The sequence below is a fragment of the Flavobacterium ardleyense genome (assembly GCF_033547075.1).
GTDB lineage: Bacteria > Bacteroidota > Bacteroidia > Flavobacteriales > Flavobacteriaceae > Flavobacterium > Flavobacterium ardleyense_A.
Window position 1 is genome coordinate 3124049 of record NZ_CP137891.1, and the last position, 15801, is coordinate 3139849.

Below are 15801 nucleotides of genomic sequence, written 5' to 3' on the forward strand. Positions count from 1 at the left end.
ACTTTAAAACTTTTTATCTATATCTTCTACTCTAATTGTAGTAAAAGTGGTTTTTTGGAACGGGCATACATTCTGCTCTTTGCAAGCAAAAAGACCGTTTACTATATTTTCTTGATCTTGCTCATTTAAGGTAACCCCCGTCTTTACCGCTAGACTCTGCGCCATCGATTTTGCAATCTGATCACTCTGACTAAAACTCGTCAACGGAATATCAGAATGTAAATCAGACAGCAGCTGCTCTAAAACTAGCGAAACTTCACTCTCGGATACATTAACGGGAACTCCTGAAACAATCACGCTTTCGGCTTCATTCAGATCAAAGACAAAACCGACGTTGGTCAAGGAATCTTTCATTTCGTCAATTGCTTGAAGTTCCTCAGCTCCAAAATACAAATGTAGCGGAAAAAGCAATTGCTGACTAAGACCTTTTTTAATTGTAATGCTTTTTAAAAAATTCTCATACAAGATACGTTGGTGCGCTCTATGCTGATGCACAATTACCATCCCATTTTTAATTGGACTTACAATGTATTTTCGGTTTAGCTGATACGTTTTTGTAACCGTTTTTTCGTGAACATCATCAAAGAGTGACGAGGTAATAACATCTGCTTCAAATTCAAATCCAGTGGTAGGTATAGAATCTTTTTCATTTTCTAGTCCTATATACAAACTATCCCAATTTCCTGTTGCTTTTGGAAAGTGTCTGCCTGTAGAATGATTTACAGAAAAACTACTTGATTCGCGAGACGGAGTATTTGGCCTTGTATCCGCAAACGGATTATAATCACCATTAAATTCGACCGTGGGTGTTGCTGCAGAAGCATTTCTATAATCGTAAGGAGTATCAAGCGATGGATCTCTATCAAAATCTAGCACCGGCGCTACATTAAATTGTCCCAAACTGTGTTTTACCGCAGCCCTCAAAATGGCATATAATGCTTTTTCGTCGTCAAACTTAATTTCGGTCTTAGTTGGATGAATATTAATATCAATCGAACTTGGCGGAACTGTGAGATACAAAAAATAAGAAGGTTGTGAGCCATCTTTTAATAAACCATCGTAGGCCGACATAATGGCGTGATGCAAATAACCACTTCTTATAAATCTGTCGTTGACAAAGAAAAACTGTTCACTTCGGTTTTTCTTTGCAAATTCGGGCTTGCTTGCAAATCCACTAATTTTTACAATCTCTGTTTCTTCTTCTACCGGAACCAATTTTTCATTAGTTTTTCCAGCAAAAATATTTACAATACGCTGCCGAATATTGGATATCGGAAGGTTGTAAACATCACTTCCATTGTGATACATGCTAAAGTGTATTTGCGGATGAGCCAATGCTACGCGTTGAAATTCATCTATAATATGCCGCTGCTCCACAATTTCCGACTTTAGGAAATTACGCCTTGCAGGAATATTAAAAAACAAATTCTTGATGGCAAATGAGGTGCCTGTTGGCAAAACTGCCACTTCTTGCGAAACATACCTACTTCCTTCAATTACAATGTGATGACCAAGTTCGTCGGCATCTTGCTTCGTTTTAAGTTCCACATGTGCAATTGCTGCAATAGATGCAAGAGCTTCTCCTCTAAAACCTTTTGTTGATAAAGCAAATAAATCTTCAGCTTGTCTAATCTTGGAAGTGGCGTGCCTTTCAAAGCACATCCGTGCGTCGGTAACATTCATTCCTTGTCCGTTATCGATAACCTGCACAAGTGTTTTACCCGCATCCTTTACGATTAATTTAATGTCGGTCGCCCCTGCATCAACCGCATTTTCAAGCAGTTCTTTTACTACAGAAGCTGGCCGTTGCACAACTTCTCCAGCAGCAATTTGATTGGCGACATGATCTGGAAGTAACTGAATAATGCTTGGCATTCTTGATTTTTAATTAGCTGTCAAATTTACGTAAATATTGTAACAATAGGTTACATTGTAAGGTGCATTAACGCGAAGTTATCACAAACAAAAAAACCCATTTAAAAAAATCTAAATGGGTTTTGTAAAATATATTGAGAAATTCTTTACTCCTTGAGTTCCTTTGTGCCTTCTTCTAGTTGCAGTTGCGCATCAAGAAGATTTGTATTACTTGTTTTATAACAAAGATTAGCTTGCTGACGTAAAAACGCCATTTTGATCGCTGCAATAGCGGCCTCGGTACCTTTGTTACCATGCTCTCCACCACTTCTGTCTAACGATTGTTGTTGTGTATTGTCTGTAAGTACGCAAAAAATTACTGGAACGTCACTAGTAACATTAAGATCTTTGATCCCCTGAGTGACTCCTTCACAAACAAATTCAAAATGCATGGTTTCGCCTTTTATTACGCATCCAATTGCGATTACGACATCCACATTTTGAGTTTCAATCATTTTCTTAGAACCATAAACAAGTTCAAAACTTCCTGGAACATTCCATCGGGTGATTTTTTGCAATTTGGCACCGCAATCTAGCAGCGCTGCTTCACAACCTTGATATAACCCCTCAGTTACCTCATCATTCCATTCAGAAACAACAATCCCAAACCGAAAGTCATTCGCGTTTGGGATCATTTTTTTATTATATTCTGATAAATTTTTATTTGCCGTAGCCATATTTTTTATTTTTGTGACAAGCCAATCAGCGCATCTACTGAATTTGCTTCAGGAGTATTTTTGTAAGATTCCTTAATCTCAGTGAAATGCTTCAAAGCTTCATCGTTCTTACCCAAAGTTAAGGCAATTTTTCCAGCTTTTAATAAAAATCTTGGTGTTGTAAAATCATTTTTATCAACATTAGCAGCTTTCTGATAAAAATCTAAAGCTTCTTCGTTTTGATTTTTTTGAGCATACGCATCACCAATAGCTCCTTTGCTCAGCGCATCTAGAATCACTTCCTTAGTACTAAAGTCTTTAAGTGAAGCAATTGCCTCATCATATTTGCCTAAATTAAGGTATGATACACCAGCATAATAATTTGCAAGATTTGCAGCATCAGTACCAGAATACTTTTCAGCAATTTTTACAAATCCAAATTTTCCATCAGATCCATTAAGCGCCAACGTGAACAATGAATCACTAGAAGTACCTGCAACTGCTTTATCAAAATTTTGTTGTGCAGTAAACATTTCTTCTGAAGCTTCTGCCTCGTTAGGTTCTACAACAAATTTTTGGTATAAAACGTATCCTAAAGTAAGAAGTGCAATCGCACCTACTAAGATAAATATATATTTTTGGTTTTTTGCAACCCAAGCTTCAGCTTTTCCAGCACCTTCGTCAAGTGAAGTAAAAACACCTGCAGTTGTACTCTCTGCTTCGTCTACTTCTTCAACATTTTCAATGAAACCATTGTCATCCAGTTTTTCTTTCGGAGTTCTATAACCTCTTTTATTGTAAGTTGCCATTTATTTTTAATTAGTGAGCCGCAAAAATATAATTTTTATTCATATTAAAAAGTCATTTCAATTGAATTTTTCAATAATTTGCAGTTACTTTGAAATACTTCCGTTAAAGCAATCTATTTTTGCAGTCTATTTTAATTTCAGTCCCCTTTTTTGATGTATTTAAAAAACATTTCACTTTTCAACTACAAAAACTTTTCCGACATCTCATTTGATTTCGATACCAAAATAAATTGCTTTGTAGGCAAGAATGGCATCGGAAAGACCAATGTTTTGGATGCAATCTATTATCTCGCTTATGGCAAAAGCTACTTTAATCCTCAAGCTGTTCAGAATATAAAGCATGGAGAAGATTTTTTTGTCGTCGATGGTACTTTTGTGAAAGATGATCGCGAAGAGCAAATTGTCTGTAGTTTGAAAAAAGGCCAGAAAAAGATTTTAAAACGAAATAATAAACCGTACGAAAAGTTTTCTGATCATATTGGTTTTATTCCGCTTGTAATAATCTCCCCTTCAGATAGAGATTTGATTACCGAAGGCAGCGAAACTCGGCGAAAATTTATCGATATCGTAATTTCGCAGTTGGACTCAACTTATTTGCAAGGATTAATTTCCTACCAAAAAACATTGATTCAAAGAAATGCACTTCTCAAATATTTTGCAATTAACAGAGTTTTTGACGCCGAAACATTAGCAATTTACGATGAGCAACTATCACAATACGGAACGCCAATTTTCCAAAAAAGACAGCAGTTTCTAAGTGAATTTATTCCAATTTTTAATAAGCACCATCACAGCATTACAAATAGCGCCGAAAATGTGAATCTTGTTTACGAAAGTAGTCTTAACCACAAAAGCCTTTTAGAATCACTCAAAGAAAATCTTGAAAAAGACAAAGTCCTACAATATACGAGTAGCGGAATTCACAAAGACGATTTAATATTCGAGATTGAAGCAAATCCAATCAAGAAATTCGGCTCTCAAGGACAGCAGAAATCATATTTGATTGCCTTAAAGTTTGCGCAATTCGAATTTTTAAAAAAAGGCAGCGGTCAAAAACCAATTCTTTTATTTGATGACATTTTTGACAAATTGGACGAAGAACGCGTTTCAAAAATCGTGGAAATGGTCAACGAAGATACCTTTGGGCAACTATTTATTAGCGATACCCATTCAACAAGAACCGAAGAAATTGTGAAATCTTCTTATCAGAGTTATAAAATTTTTAACCTTTAAAACCGTAAATTAGCATTTCAAATATTTAAAATTATGAAACTAAGAATCCTATTTATCACAGCAATAAGCATCCTGTTTTTCAGTTGCAACGCACAAAGCAATAGTGACGTAAAGCTAGTGGATGCCAAAGAATTTTCAGCAGAGATTAAATCTGCCAATGCTCCACAGATTCTTGACGTGCGTACGCCACAGGAATTTAACGAGCAACATATCGCAAATGCTACAAATATTGATTGGAATGGCAATTCATTTGAGGAGCAAGCAAAGCAATTGGACAAAGATAAAACCGTCTATGTGTACTGCAAATCTGGCGGCAGAAGTGCAAAAGCGTCTGCAAAACTTGCCGAAATGGGCTTCACAGACATCGTAGAACTTGATGGTGGAATCACAAAATGGAATGACGCAGGAATGGACAAATAGCAATTTTATTGTGTTCCATATTTATTAGAATTAAGATTTTTTTTAAGAAGGCTTTCGCCGAAAGAACCCTGACGAAGTATTGACATTTTCAAGTCTAGAAGTTTTATTCTTCTATCAAATGTAGACCTTTCTAAAAATCCTTTTCCGAAACTATAATTTTATATGATTACAAAAGAAAGTTTAGCTTTTTTAGCAGATCTCAAGGAAAATAATGATCGCGATTGGTTTATCGAAAACAAAAATCGATATGAAATTTACAAGCAAAACTATTATAATTTTGCTCAGAAATTGCTTGACAAGATGATTGTTTTGGATGACAGTTTAAAAAATTTAGAGGTGAAAAATGTCGTTTTCAGAATAAATAGAGACATTCGCTTTTCTAAAAACAAAACCCCATATAAAACTCATTTGGCGATTTGGTTTTCGGCTGGAGCCAAAAAAGACAATCTTGCAGGATATTATTTGCATATTGAAAACGGAAAAAGTTTCGTGGCTGGCGGACTCTATTGGCCGGAAGCCGAAGCGTTATCAAAAATCCGAAAAGAAGTTGCGTTTTTCCAGAATGATTTAGAACAAATTATTGGAGATTCTGCCTTCAAAACCCTTTATAAAGAATTGGAGCGCAACGAAACAAACAGTTTAAAAACCTCTCCAAAAAATTACGACAAGGAGCATCCGGCGATCGAGTTTCTTAGATTAAAATCATTTGTAGCAAGTGCTCCGTTATCTAACAAAGAAATTTTAAAGAACGACTTTGCAGATAAAGTCGCGCAGAAGATGATTGTCCTAAAACCTTTGGTAGATTTCTTAAACCGTGGATTACAATCCTAAATAACACAATTTTCCGAATAAGAATTATTAAACAATATGGAAACTCAGAAAAATTTTTCTCTCAAAAATCACAACACTTTTGGTATCGAAGCTTCGGCTGCAGAATATATTAATATCAGCAGTATTGCACAATTAAAGGAAGTATTGGCATCTAATGTTGGCAGAGAATTATTTATTTTGGGTGGCGGAAGTAATATGTTACTAACCAAAAATATTGACGCACTGGTTTTGCATATTAATTTACGCGGAATCAAAATCATCAACGAGACGGAGAATTGCGCCATCGTACGTGCTCAAAGTGGTGAAAATTGGCATAATTTCGTTGTTTTTACTATTGAAAATGATCTTGGCGGCTTGGAAAATATGTCTTTGATTCCTGGAAATGTGGGCACTACTCCAATTCAAAATATTGGCGCTTACGGCACCGAAATTAAGGACACATTTGTAAGTTGCGAAGCGATGAATATTGCAACTCAAGAAATGAGAACTTTTTATAATGAAGAATGTGAATTTGGTTATAGAGAAAGTATTTTTAAAAATAAAATCAAAGGTCAGTATATAATTACTTCTGTAGATTTTAAACTTAGCAAAGGAAACCATAAGATCAACACTTCTTACGGCGATATCACTGCCGAATTAGCGAAGAACAATATTCAAAATCCAGGGATTTCTGATGTGAGCAAAGCAGTCATTTCTATCCGACAATCCAAACTTCCAGATCCACGAGAGTTAGGTAACAGCGGAAGCTTTTTCAAAAATCCCATAATTTCGAAAGAGAAATTTAAGGAAGTGCAAGCTAAATTTCCCGATATCAGGCACTTCCCTATTTCGGATACCGAAGTAAAAGTTCCTGCAGGTTGGCTTATTGAACAGGCAGGTTTTAAAGGTAAACGCTTTGGCAATGCGGGAATTCACGTTAATCAAGCATTGGTTTTGGTTAATTATGGTGGCGCAACCGGATCTGAAATTTTAGACCTTTCACAAAAAATTCAAAAGGAAATTTTTGATATTTTCGGAATTTGGATTGATGCCGAAGTCAACATTATCTAGAGGAAAATAATCTTAATTTTATTAGTATAAAGCATTGAAAAAATTAGAAATGATTGCCTAAATTTGCAGTCTTTTAAAAGCTAATCGCCTATATGCTACTCATTACTTTTTACGCATTTATATTTATAGTTTTTCTTCAACTCCTTTATTACCTAGTTATTTTCGGAAAGTTCGCTTTCGCTAAAATTACAACTGGTACACCAAAGAGATTGGCTGTTTCTGTGATAGTATGTGCCAAAAATGAAGCTGAAAATGTTTCAAGATTTGTGCCTTTGCTTGCAGCTCAGAATTTTCCTGATTTTGAAATTATCTTAATTGACGACGCTTCAAGCGACAACACCTTGGAACTTTTTGAAGAATTTGAAAAGCAATACAGCAATATCCGCTTAGTAAAAGTCGTGAATAATGAGGCTTTTTGGGCTAATAAAAAGTTTGCATTGACCTTAGGAATTAAAGCAGCTAAGAATGAATATCTCCTGTTTACTGACGCAGATTGCAGACCATCTTCTGAAAATTGGATAAGTGAAATGAGTTCGCACTTCACTCTTAAGAAAACTATTGTTTTAGGCTACGGTGCTTACGAGAAAATTGCCGGCTCTTTTATTAATAAAATTATCCGTTTTGAGACCATGCTGACTGCCGTTCAGTATTTTTCTTGGGCAAAAGCGGGAAAACCATATATGGGCGTTGGAAGAAATTTAGCTTATAAACGCGAAGAATTTTTCAAAACTAATGGATTTATAGATCACATGAAGATTCGATCTGGCGATGATGATTTATTTATCAATCAAGCCGCTACTAGTCACAATACTACAATTTCATTTGATTCGACAGGATTTACATATTCTGAACCAAATACGACTTACAAAGATTGGTTTAATCAAAAAAGGAGACACGTTTCAACAGCTGCGCACTATAAAGCATTTGATAAGTTTCAGTTGAGCGTTTTCTACATTTCTCAAATTATGTTTTTCCTCTTAGCAATATTATTACTAGCTTTTTTATACGAATGGATTATCGTTTTGAGTTTAATAGGTTTTAGATATCTTTTCACCTGGCTTGTGCTAGGATTTTCGAGCGGAAAATTAAAAGAAAAAGATGTGATGTATTGGTTTCCAGTTATCGAAATTGTGGTTATATTTACTCAGATGAATGTATTTCTTACCAATATTTTCTCAAAGCCAGTACATTGGAAATAGCAAAATTTATAGAGCGGGCACAAGCAGGCGATCAAGTTGCCTTAACCTACCTATTAGATTTTTATTGGAATGAAGTGTATGGTTTTATGCTTGTTCGCACCGAAAATGAAGCGGATACTGACGACATTACCATTGAAACATTTGCGAAAGCTTTCGAAAAAATTAAAACCTACAATCCCGAATTTCAATTCAATACTTGGCTGATTGCTATTGCAAAAAATGTTCATATTGATATGATTCGCAAGCGCAAGTCATCTCCATTTGTAACAATCGATGATTTTGACAATAGTGAATTTCTCAATCTTCCAGATACTTCACTTAGCGCCGAAGACGAATTAATTCAAGAGCAAAACTTGGCTCGACTACTAAAATATATTAAGGAATTAAAACCACATTATCAAGAGGTTATTCAGTTGCGGTATTTTCAGGAAATGTCTTATCAGGAAATCGCGGATAAATTGGAACAACCGTTAAGCAATGTCAAAATTAGAATTTTGAGAGCTAAGAATTTATTGGCGGAGATTATTCGCGGAAGGAAGTAAAACTGGATTAACTTTTACTTTGCATAATCACTTGCATTCTGACTTTCATCTTTAGGTAACTGTGCATTATCTAGCAATTTATTTGCCAAATTCAACTTTTTTTAAAATAGAATCCAACCCTTAAAATCTACTGATTTGGGGTCAATTTTTGCTTTTAACATTTTTATTTGGCTAAATCTACATCTGTGTTCAACTTGACATTATATAAAATTCAAATCTTTTACAGATAGTAAAACTTTGAGTTTTATTATGTGATTTGCTTCGCCTGTTCGCTTTGCTCGAGTCTCCTTCGTCGAAATGACAATTTTATGGAGTTTGGCTAATTGTAAAGTCCATATTATATTTTGCAATTTAACGAAAATTCATGTAACCTATTCGTCTAATGCCTGCAAAAAATACTATAACTATGGTCTTCAACACTATTATAATATTATTTCGATTTTACATTCCATATCCCCGATAGCGCGCATTTACTTCGTCAGTTCGGCAAAGCCTCGGGTGCAATCCGTGCCCGTAAACTGCTAAAGAATTCATTATTTAAAGATAATCTAGCTCAAGCTAGAAAACTGTTCAAAGCTCACATTTTAATAGATTTTTACAACAAAGCTTCAAATCATACTACTTGGTTTGTTTAGAAAAATAATTAGTATCAAATGCGAAATCCCCTAGCCCCGATTAGAGCGGCATCCTCTTTATGGTTGCGCGAAGCAGCAACTATGAAGAGATACAGCGGAAAGCGGGATAAAGCTCCAAAAAAAAATCATGAAAATGAAACGAATTTTCTAAAGGCTAAAAAAGTCTGAAAAAAGGTTGAATTCCAATTTAATCAAAATGCAAGTCGTACCTTTGCAAAGCATTATAAAATAGTACAAATGGAGACAGTTTTAGACAATACGTTACCGATTGGCAAACCAAAATGGCTTAAAGTAAAGCTTCCAATAGGCAAGAAATACACCGAACTTCGTGGGCTTGTAGACAAATATGAGTTGAATACGATTTGTACTTCGGGCAGTTGTCCGAATATGGGCGAATGCTGGGGCGAAGGAACGGCAACATTTATGATTTTAGGTAATGTGTGCACCCGTTCATGTGGGTTTTGTGGTGTAAAAACTGGACGTCCTGAAACCGTAGATTGGGGTGAGCCAGAAAAAGTAGCCCGCTCGATAAAAATTATGAATATTAAGCACGCTGTTGTTACTAGTGTTGACCGCGACGACTTGAAAGATATGGGTTCTATTATTTGGTTTGAAACCGTGCAAGCGATAAGAAGAATGAATCCGAAGACAACTTTGGAGACACTAATTCCTGATTTTCAAGGAATAGAGCGCCACTTAGATAGGATTGTTGAAGCAAATCCCGAGGTGGTTTCTCACAATATGGAAACGGTAAGAAGACTTACACGTGAAGTGCGAATTCAAGCAAAATACGACCGAAGTCTTGCAGTTTTAAAGTACTTAAAAGAGCAAGGAATCAATAGAACAAAGTCGGGAATTATGCTAGGCCTTGGTGAACTTGAAGAGGAAGTAATTGAAACTTTGCACGATTTAAGAGCTGCAAACGTGGATGTTGTAACTATTGGTCAATACCTTCAGCCGAGCAAAAAGCACCTACCTGTAAAAGAATTCATCACACCCGAGCAGTTTGCTAAATATGAAAAAATTGGACTCGATTTAGGCTTTAGACACGTAGAAAGTGGTCCACTTGTGCGCTCATCTTACAAAGCACAAAAACATATTTTATAAATTTATTTATAGCTTTTAATGTCAAAAATTAAAGTTGCAATTAATGGTTTTGGCCGTATTGGTCGAAATTTATTTAGATTATTACTTGATCATCCTCACATTGATGTAGTCGCGATAAACGATATTTCGGACAATCATACGATGTCTCATTTATTGAAGTACGACAGTATTCACGGAGTATTAAAGCGAAACGTTTCTTTTGATCAAGAAGCAATTTTGGTTGATGAAAAAAATTTCTTATTTTTTCATGAGAGGGATGCCATTAATTTACCTTGGGGAAGTTTAGATATTGACGTTGTAATTGAATCTACGGGGAAGTATAAAACTTTGGAAGATATTTCTAAACATTTACATGCAGGAGCAAAAAAAGTTATTCTTTCTGCTCCTGCAGAAGTTGATAGCATTAAAACTATCGTACTTGGAGTAAATGAGCATATCTTGGACGGTACCGAAACGATCGTTTCCAATGCTAGCTGCACGACCAATAATGCGGCGCCAATGCTGAAAATTTTGGATGAACTTTGCCAAATTGAAAATGCCTATATTACAACTGTGCATTCTTATACTACTGATCAAAGTTTGCACGATCAGCCTCATAAAGATTTGCGCCGCGCGCGAGCTGCTAGCCAATCTATAGTTCCAACAACGACTGGAGCGGCAAAGGCCTTGACAAAAATCTTTCCTTCCATGGAAGGAAAAATTGGAGGTAGCGGAATACGAGTTCCCGTACCTGATGGCTCGCTCACAGATCTAACTGCCTATGTAAAACGGGAAGTTACAATCGAAGAAATAAATGCAGCGTTCTTGAAGGCTTCGCAAAATGGACTGAATGGAATTCTCGATTATACCGAAGATCCTATAGTGTCTGTCGATATTTTGGGCAATCCAACTTCTTGCCTTTTTGATGCACAATTAACATCGGTAATTGGCAAAATGGTAAAAGTAGTAGGTTGGTATGATAACGAGATTGGATATAGTTCTAGATTAATAGATTTAATTATGCTACTAAATAAAAAATAAAGTAGTAAATTTATTCAAACTATAGCGTGAATTATGAGATTTTGGCAATACAGTCTATTACTGTTCAGTATCCTAACTTTTTCTCAGCCAAAAGCTGAAAAATTAGACAGCGTTGCGACATATCTTCAAATTGCAGCTTTTGACATCAAAACCAATAATTACATTGCTGCTCTTGATCACACTCAGAAAGCGATAAATTATGCAGAGGCAAAAAATGATATTGATAATCAAGCAAAATCGTATACGCTTCTAGGAGATCTTTATTTCCAAATTAAGAAATATGAAGATGCTTTTGATGGTTATGCCCACGCCTCCAAATTGTACGCCATACTTCCAGCGTCTTCTAACCAAGCTCTTGTATATTATAAAATAGGCCTTTGCTATATGCAAAAGAAGCAATATTCAATGGCTGAAAAATCATTTAATACTGCCAAGGAGATTTATCAATCTATTTCCTATCTCGATGCAATTGAACTTTTAGAATTGCAGAAAGGAATTTTATACAGAACGAACGGCAAAGTAGAAGAAGCTGCACAAATTTTTACTTCCCTCCTAGCTAAAACTGAAAAAGAAGATGTGTATAATATTCGGGCTGAAGCGCTTTATGAATTAGGCACTATTGAATTGGATAAAAAGCGTTCTAATCTTGCAATTAATTACCTAGATCGAGCTGCTATTTTCAATAAAAAAAATTTTAACCAAGATCTACAATCTAATATTTTCCTTGCTCTTAGTACTGCGCATGAAAATATTGGACAAAATACCAAAGCATTCGCTTACTTGAAAGAGCATTTGGAACTTCGAAATAATATATCACTTATAAATAATAAGCGACTTGGTCAGGCGGAATATAACAAGTTTAAAGAAAGTGAAAAACTCAAGACTATTGAGCAAATGCATTTGGAAAATGAGCAGCAAAAGAAATCAAATCGATTCTCGAAGGTAATTAGTATTTTAGCAATAGCACTTATATCAATTTTGTCACTCCTTAGTTTGTCTTTGTATAAGAATAATATTATTCGAAATCATTCCAATCAACTTCTCAAAGACAAAAACAATGAGCTTCAAGCTGCAAAAGATAAGGCAGAAAAAGCTTCAAAAGCGCGGACAGAATTTCTTTCCACTGTAAGTCATGAATTGCGTACTCCTTTAAATGCAATTAACGGAATAACGCATTTATTGATAACCGAAGAGCCAAAAAAAGATCAGTTAAAATACCTTAATGCCCTTAAATTTTCTGGCAATTATCTGTTGACATTTATTAATGAAATACTTGAAATAAATCGGATTGATTCTGGAACAGTGATTCCAGAAAAGATAGCTTTCAACTTACGACAACTTCTAGAAAACATCCATAGCTCAATGAGTGAATTGGCAATTGACAACAACAATTTATTTGTCCTAGAAATAGACTCCGAAGTGCCCGATAATTTACTAGGAGACCCAACTAAACTTTCTCAAATCTTTATCAATCTTATCAATAATGCACTCAAATTTACTTCTGATGGTAGTGTAAAAGTTATCGCAAAACGAGAAATGGCTGATGAAGGTACAGTTCTTATTAACTTTAAAGTTATAGATACGGGAATAGGTATTGCAAAAGAAAAGCAATCTGCCATATTTGACAGTTTTGCGCAAGGCTCAATTGAAATTAATCGAAAATATGGCGGTACAGGATTAGGCTTAAATATCGTAAAGAAACTTATCAAGATGATGGGAGGTAAAATTTCTCTTGAAAGTGAAATTGGACAAGGCTCCACCTTTTCATTTACTATAAATTTTGATCAAGGATCAGAGGTTTCTCGTCAATCAGAATATAGTTATAATGACGATGTATTTGTTAACAAAAAAATTCTGCTGGTAGAAGACAATAAAATTAATCAGATGATCACTGAAAAATTGCTTCAGAATAAGCAAATTATTTGTGATACAATTGATAATGGAGAAGAAGCAATTGAAATTATACGAGACAAGACATACGATTTAGTTCTGATGGATATTCATTTGCCGGGAATTAACGGAACGATTGCCACTCAGATGATTCGAGAATTTGATTCCCATACACCAATTATTGCATTAACTGCAATTTCGCTGAATGAAAACAGGGATATGTTGCTATCCTACGGGATGACCGATGTGATAACTAAACCATTTGATCCCGAAAATTTCTATAAAATATTATCTCAGAATCTTTAATAGTTTTGAATAAGGGTTGAGATTAAATACCGCACTTCAGGCTCCGCTTTTTTCGCTGCTTGCAAAACTTCGGCGTGAGAGATATTCTCCATCTGCCCTTCGACACCCATATCGGTAATTACCGAAATACCAAAAGTCTCAATATCCATATGTCTGGCTACAATTACTTCGGGAACGGTAGACATTCCCACGCAGTCGGCGCCTAGAGTTTTTACCATTCGATACTCAGCTGGTGTTTCAAACGTTGGTCCCTGTAATCCAAGATAAACTCCTGTATGAACTGTGATATTTGCTGCTACAGCTATTTCTTGAACCTTTGCAATCATTTTTTGACTATAAGGTTCACTCATATTTACAAATCGTGGTCCAAATCTTTGATCATTCGCACCTCGAAGCGGATGTTCGGGCTGCATATTTATATGGTCATTAATCAGAACAATTGATCCCACATTGAATTTAGAATTTACACCACCAGAAGCATTGGAGACAATTAGTTTTGTTATTCCTAACATTTTAAAAACTCTGATGGGAAAAGTGACTTCCTGCATTGAATAACCTTCATAATAATGAAAACGCCCTTGCATTGCAACTACTTTTTTGTCGCCTACTGTTCCAAATACTAAAGCTCCACTGTGACCTTCGACAGTTGAAACTGGAAAATTGGGAATTTCGCCGTAGGGCAATGTGAACTCGACCGAAATATCCTCGACAAAGCTGCCAAGCCCTGATCCTAAAATCACTGCGTATTCTGGTGAGAAATTTGTTTTAGATTTAATAAAATCAGCTGTAGTTTGGACGGTTTCCCACATAGGTTAGATTTAAAGATTGAAAAATTAAAAGATTGGAGATTGAAAGATTAGAAAAATCTAAGTAATCGAAAAAATCTAAATTAATTATTTGCGAAAGTATTTAACAATCACAAAATATGCTTTACGCTTTCTTGTAAATATAGCCAATAAAACCCAACATCTAATACCAAACATTATCTAAGAAAGTTTAGAAAATACCGAAGTATAGAGGAAGAAAAATAACCTAAAAGAGAAAAATTAAGCTTATTTTTTTTTAGAAAATATGGATTAACCTATTTGTTCGTAGACTTTTTTAAGAAATCCAAAATGCTTTTATCAAACAATTCCTTGTCTTTAAGAAATGCACTTTTAATTGGCAAATAATAGATATTATCTGAAACTACAGAATCATATAATCGAACGTAATCCTTTTCAGTGGTGATTACGAGATTTTCTTTTGCTTTCGCTTTTATCGACTCTATTTCCGTTGGACTAAAATTGTGATGGTCTGGAAATTCTAATAAAGTATCGGATGGCTTTTTTAGATAGTCGAAAAAGTATTTGGGTTTCGCGATTCCGGCGAGTAAGGTTTTATTTTTTAATTTTACTTCTTGGACATAAATAGAGTTGTTTTCAGAAAAGACAAATTCATCGTATTCAATTGTGCTAAAAAACAACTGTTGATTTTCAGTTAAAGCTAATTTCGACTTGACCTTTTGTTGTTGCTCTTGGCTCAGAGATGAAGGACATTTGGTTATGATTACAATCGCAGCTCGATCAGCACCTGATTTAGATTCACGCAAGTTTCCCGCAGGAAGTAGTAAATCATCAGAAAACAAATCAGAATAGGAAGTGAGCAAGATATATAATCCCGCTTTTACTTTGCGATGTTGATAAGCATCATCGAGAAGGACGACCTGAGTTTCTGGACGTAGTTTCAAAATATTCTGAATTCCTTGTGTGCGATTTGCATCAACTGCGACAGAAACTTTTGGGAATTTCCTATGATATTGAAACGGTTCATCTCCCAACATTACAGCCGTAGAATTTTCATCAGCAAGAAAAAATCCTTTACTACCTCTTTTATAACCACGACTTAAAATCGCAACCTTATAATAAGGAGTAAGTAATCTTGTGAGATATTCTACTTGTGGCGTCTTGCCGGTACCTCCAACATTGAGATTTCCAATGGCTATTATAGGAATATCAAACTCGGTCGATTTTAAAATTTCCTTATCAAAAAGAAAATTTCGAATACTAGTAATTCCGCCATACAGCAGTCCAAAAGGATATAGAAGTTTTCTGAGAATTTTCATTTTACGAAAGTATCAATTTTATTAATAGGAGAGCGAAAATTTCAAAATCTGATTCGGATATAATTTCAGTCAACGGCAAAATCAA

Annotated in this window: 14 protein-coding genes; 9 read left to right on the top strand and 5 right to left on the bottom strand. The window is 35.2% G+C overall.

Going from position 1 to position 15801, the window contains the following annotated elements:
- Positions 1–3 precede the first annotated feature (3 nt).
- From mutL to SBO79_RS13675, 3 genes are all read right to left on the bottom strand, one after another.
- Positions 4–1875: a DNA mismatch repair endonuclease MutL gene (gene mutL, locus SBO79_RS13665; protein ID WP_318640953.1), complete on the bottom strand. Its 1872-nt coding sequence runs from the start codon at positions 1873–1875 to the stop codon at positions 4–6.
- Between the two features lie 146 nt (positions 1876–2021).
- On the bottom strand, positions 2022–2591 hold the full coding sequence (gene ribH, locus SBO79_RS13670; RefSeq protein ID WP_318640954.1) for a 6,7-dimethyl-8-ribityllumazine synthase: 570 nt from the start codon (positions 2589–2591) through the stop codon (positions 2022–2024).
- Positions 2592–2596: 5 nt separating this feature from the next.
- Positions 2597–3379 carry a tetratricopeptide repeat protein gene (locus SBO79_RS13675; protein WP_318640955.1) on the bottom strand — a complete coding sequence of 261 codons (783 nt, stop codon included), beginning with the start codon at positions 3377–3379 and terminating at the stop codon, positions 2597–2599.
- Positions 3380–3532: 153 nt separating this feature from the next.
- Between SBO79_RS13675 and recF the strand changes: the two genes are divergently transcribed.
- From recF to SBO79_RS13720, 9 genes are all read left to right on the top strand, one after another.
- Entirely contained in the window at positions 3533–4612 is a 1080-nt protein-coding gene (recF, locus tag SBO79_RS13680) for a DNA replication/repair protein RecF (RefSeq protein ID WP_318640956.1), read from the top strand.
- 33 nt (positions 4613–4645) lie between these two features.
- A complete protein-coding gene (locus SBO79_RS13685; RefSeq protein WP_318640957.1) occupies positions 4646–5032 on the top strand; it encodes a rhodanese-like domain-containing protein in 387 nt (128 codons plus the stop codon).
- Positions 5033–5194: 162 nt separating this feature from the next.
- Complete coding sequence (locus SBO79_RS13690; RefSeq protein ID WP_318640958.1) at positions 5195–5863, top strand: DUF2461 domain-containing protein; 669 nt, start codon at positions 5195–5197, stop codon at positions 5861–5863.
- Between the two features lie 36 nt (positions 5864–5899).
- On the top strand, positions 5900–6913 hold the full coding sequence (gene murB / locus SBO79_RS13695; protein WP_318640959.1) for a UDP-N-acetylmuramate dehydrogenase: 1014 nt from the start codon (positions 5900–5902) through the stop codon (positions 6911–6913).
- A 92-nt stretch (positions 6914–7005) separates the two neighbouring features.
- On the top strand, positions 7006–8112 hold the full coding sequence (locus SBO79_RS13700) for a glycosyltransferase (protein ID WP_318640960.1): 1107 nt from the start codon (positions 7006–7008) through the stop codon (positions 8110–8112).
- A complete protein-coding gene (locus tag SBO79_RS13705) occupies positions 8103–8654 on the top strand; it encodes an RNA polymerase sigma factor (protein WP_318640961.1) in 552 nt (183 codons plus the stop codon). Before SBO79_RS13700 ends, SBO79_RS13705 begins: the two co-directional genes overlap by 10 nt.
- Positions 8655–9526: 872 nt before the next feature.
- On the top strand, positions 9527–10396 hold the full coding sequence (gene lipA, locus SBO79_RS13710; RefSeq protein ID WP_318640962.1) for a lipoyl synthase: 870 nt from the start codon (positions 9527–9529) through the stop codon (positions 10394–10396).
- 18 nt (positions 10397–10414) lie between these two features.
- Complete coding sequence (gene gap, locus SBO79_RS13715; RefSeq protein ID WP_318640963.1) at positions 10415–11416, top strand: type I glyceraldehyde-3-phosphate dehydrogenase; 1002 nt, start codon at positions 10415–10417, stop codon at positions 11414–11416.
- A gap of 33 nt (positions 11417–11449) precedes the next feature.
- On the top strand, positions 11450–13612 hold the full coding sequence (locus SBO79_RS13720) for a tetratricopeptide repeat-containing hybrid sensor histidine kinase/response regulator (protein ID WP_318640964.1): 2163 nt from the start codon (positions 11450–11452) through the stop codon (positions 13610–13612).
- Here the strand turns inward: SBO79_RS13720 and SBO79_RS13725 are convergent.
- Together SBO79_RS13725 and lpxK are read right to left on the bottom strand one after the other, a co-directional pair.
- Positions 13609–14421, bottom strand: a complete 813-nt coding sequence (locus tag SBO79_RS13725) for a purine-nucleoside phosphorylase (RefSeq protein ID WP_318640965.1) — start codon at positions 14419–14421, stop codon at positions 13609–13611. The genes SBO79_RS13720 and SBO79_RS13725 overlap by 4 nt on opposite strands.
- Positions 14422–14693: 272 nt before the next feature.
- Positions 14694–15716 carry a tetraacyldisaccharide 4'-kinase gene (gene lpxK, locus SBO79_RS13730; protein ID WP_318640966.1) on the bottom strand — a complete coding sequence of 341 codons (1023 nt, stop codon included), beginning with the start codon at positions 15714–15716 and terminating at the stop codon, positions 14694–14696.
- Positions 15717–15801 lie beyond the last annotated feature (85 nt).

Bases quoted from the DNA above. Each gene is read 5' to 3' on its own strand.
- SBO79_RS13675 (WP_318640955.1), bottom strand. From the start codon at position 3,379: ATGGCAACTTACAATAAAAGAGGTTATAGAACTCCGAAAGAAAAACTG.
- SBO79_RS13720 (WP_318640964.1), top strand. From the start codon at position 11,450: ATGAGATTTTGGCAATACAGTCTATTACTGTTCAGTATCCTAACTTTT.
- ribH (WP_318640954.1), bottom strand. From the start codon at position 2,591: ATGGCTACGGCAAATAAAAATTTATCAGAATATAATAAAAAAATGATC.
- lpxK (WP_318640966.1), bottom strand. From the start codon at position 15,716: ATGAAAATTCTCAGAAAACTTCTATATCCTTTTGGACTGCTGTATGGC.
- lipA (WP_318640962.1), top strand. From the start codon at position 9,527: ATGGAGACAGTTTTAGACAATACGTTACCGATTGGCAAACCAAAATGG.
- mutL (WP_318640953.1), bottom strand. From the start codon at position 1,875: ATGCCAAGCATTATTCAGTTACTTCCAGATCATGTCGCCAATCAAATT.
- SBO79_RS13700 (WP_318640960.1), top strand. From the start codon at position 7,006: ATGCTACTCATTACTTTTTACGCATTTATATTTATAGTTTTTCTTCAA.
- gap (WP_318640963.1), top strand. From the start codon at position 10,415: ATGTCAAAAATTAAAGTTGCAATTAATGGTTTTGGCCGTATTGGTCGA.
- murB (WP_318640959.1), top strand. From the start codon at position 5,900: ATGGAAACTCAGAAAAATTTTTCTCTCAAAAATCACAACACTTTTGGT.
- SBO79_RS13725 (WP_318640965.1), bottom strand. From the start codon at position 14,421: ATGTGGGAAACCGTCCAAACTACAGCTGATTTTATTAAATCTAAAACA.
- SBO79_RS13685 (WP_318640957.1), top strand. From the start codon at position 4,646: ATGAAACTAAGAATCCTATTTATCACAGCAATAAGCATCCTGTTTTTC.
- recF (WP_318640956.1), top strand. From the start codon at position 3,533: ATGTATTTAAAAAACATTTCACTTTTCAACTACAAAAACTTTTCCGAC.
- SBO79_RS13690 (WP_318640958.1), top strand. From the start codon at position 5,195: ATGATTACAAAAGAAAGTTTAGCTTTTTTAGCAGATCTCAAGGAAAAT.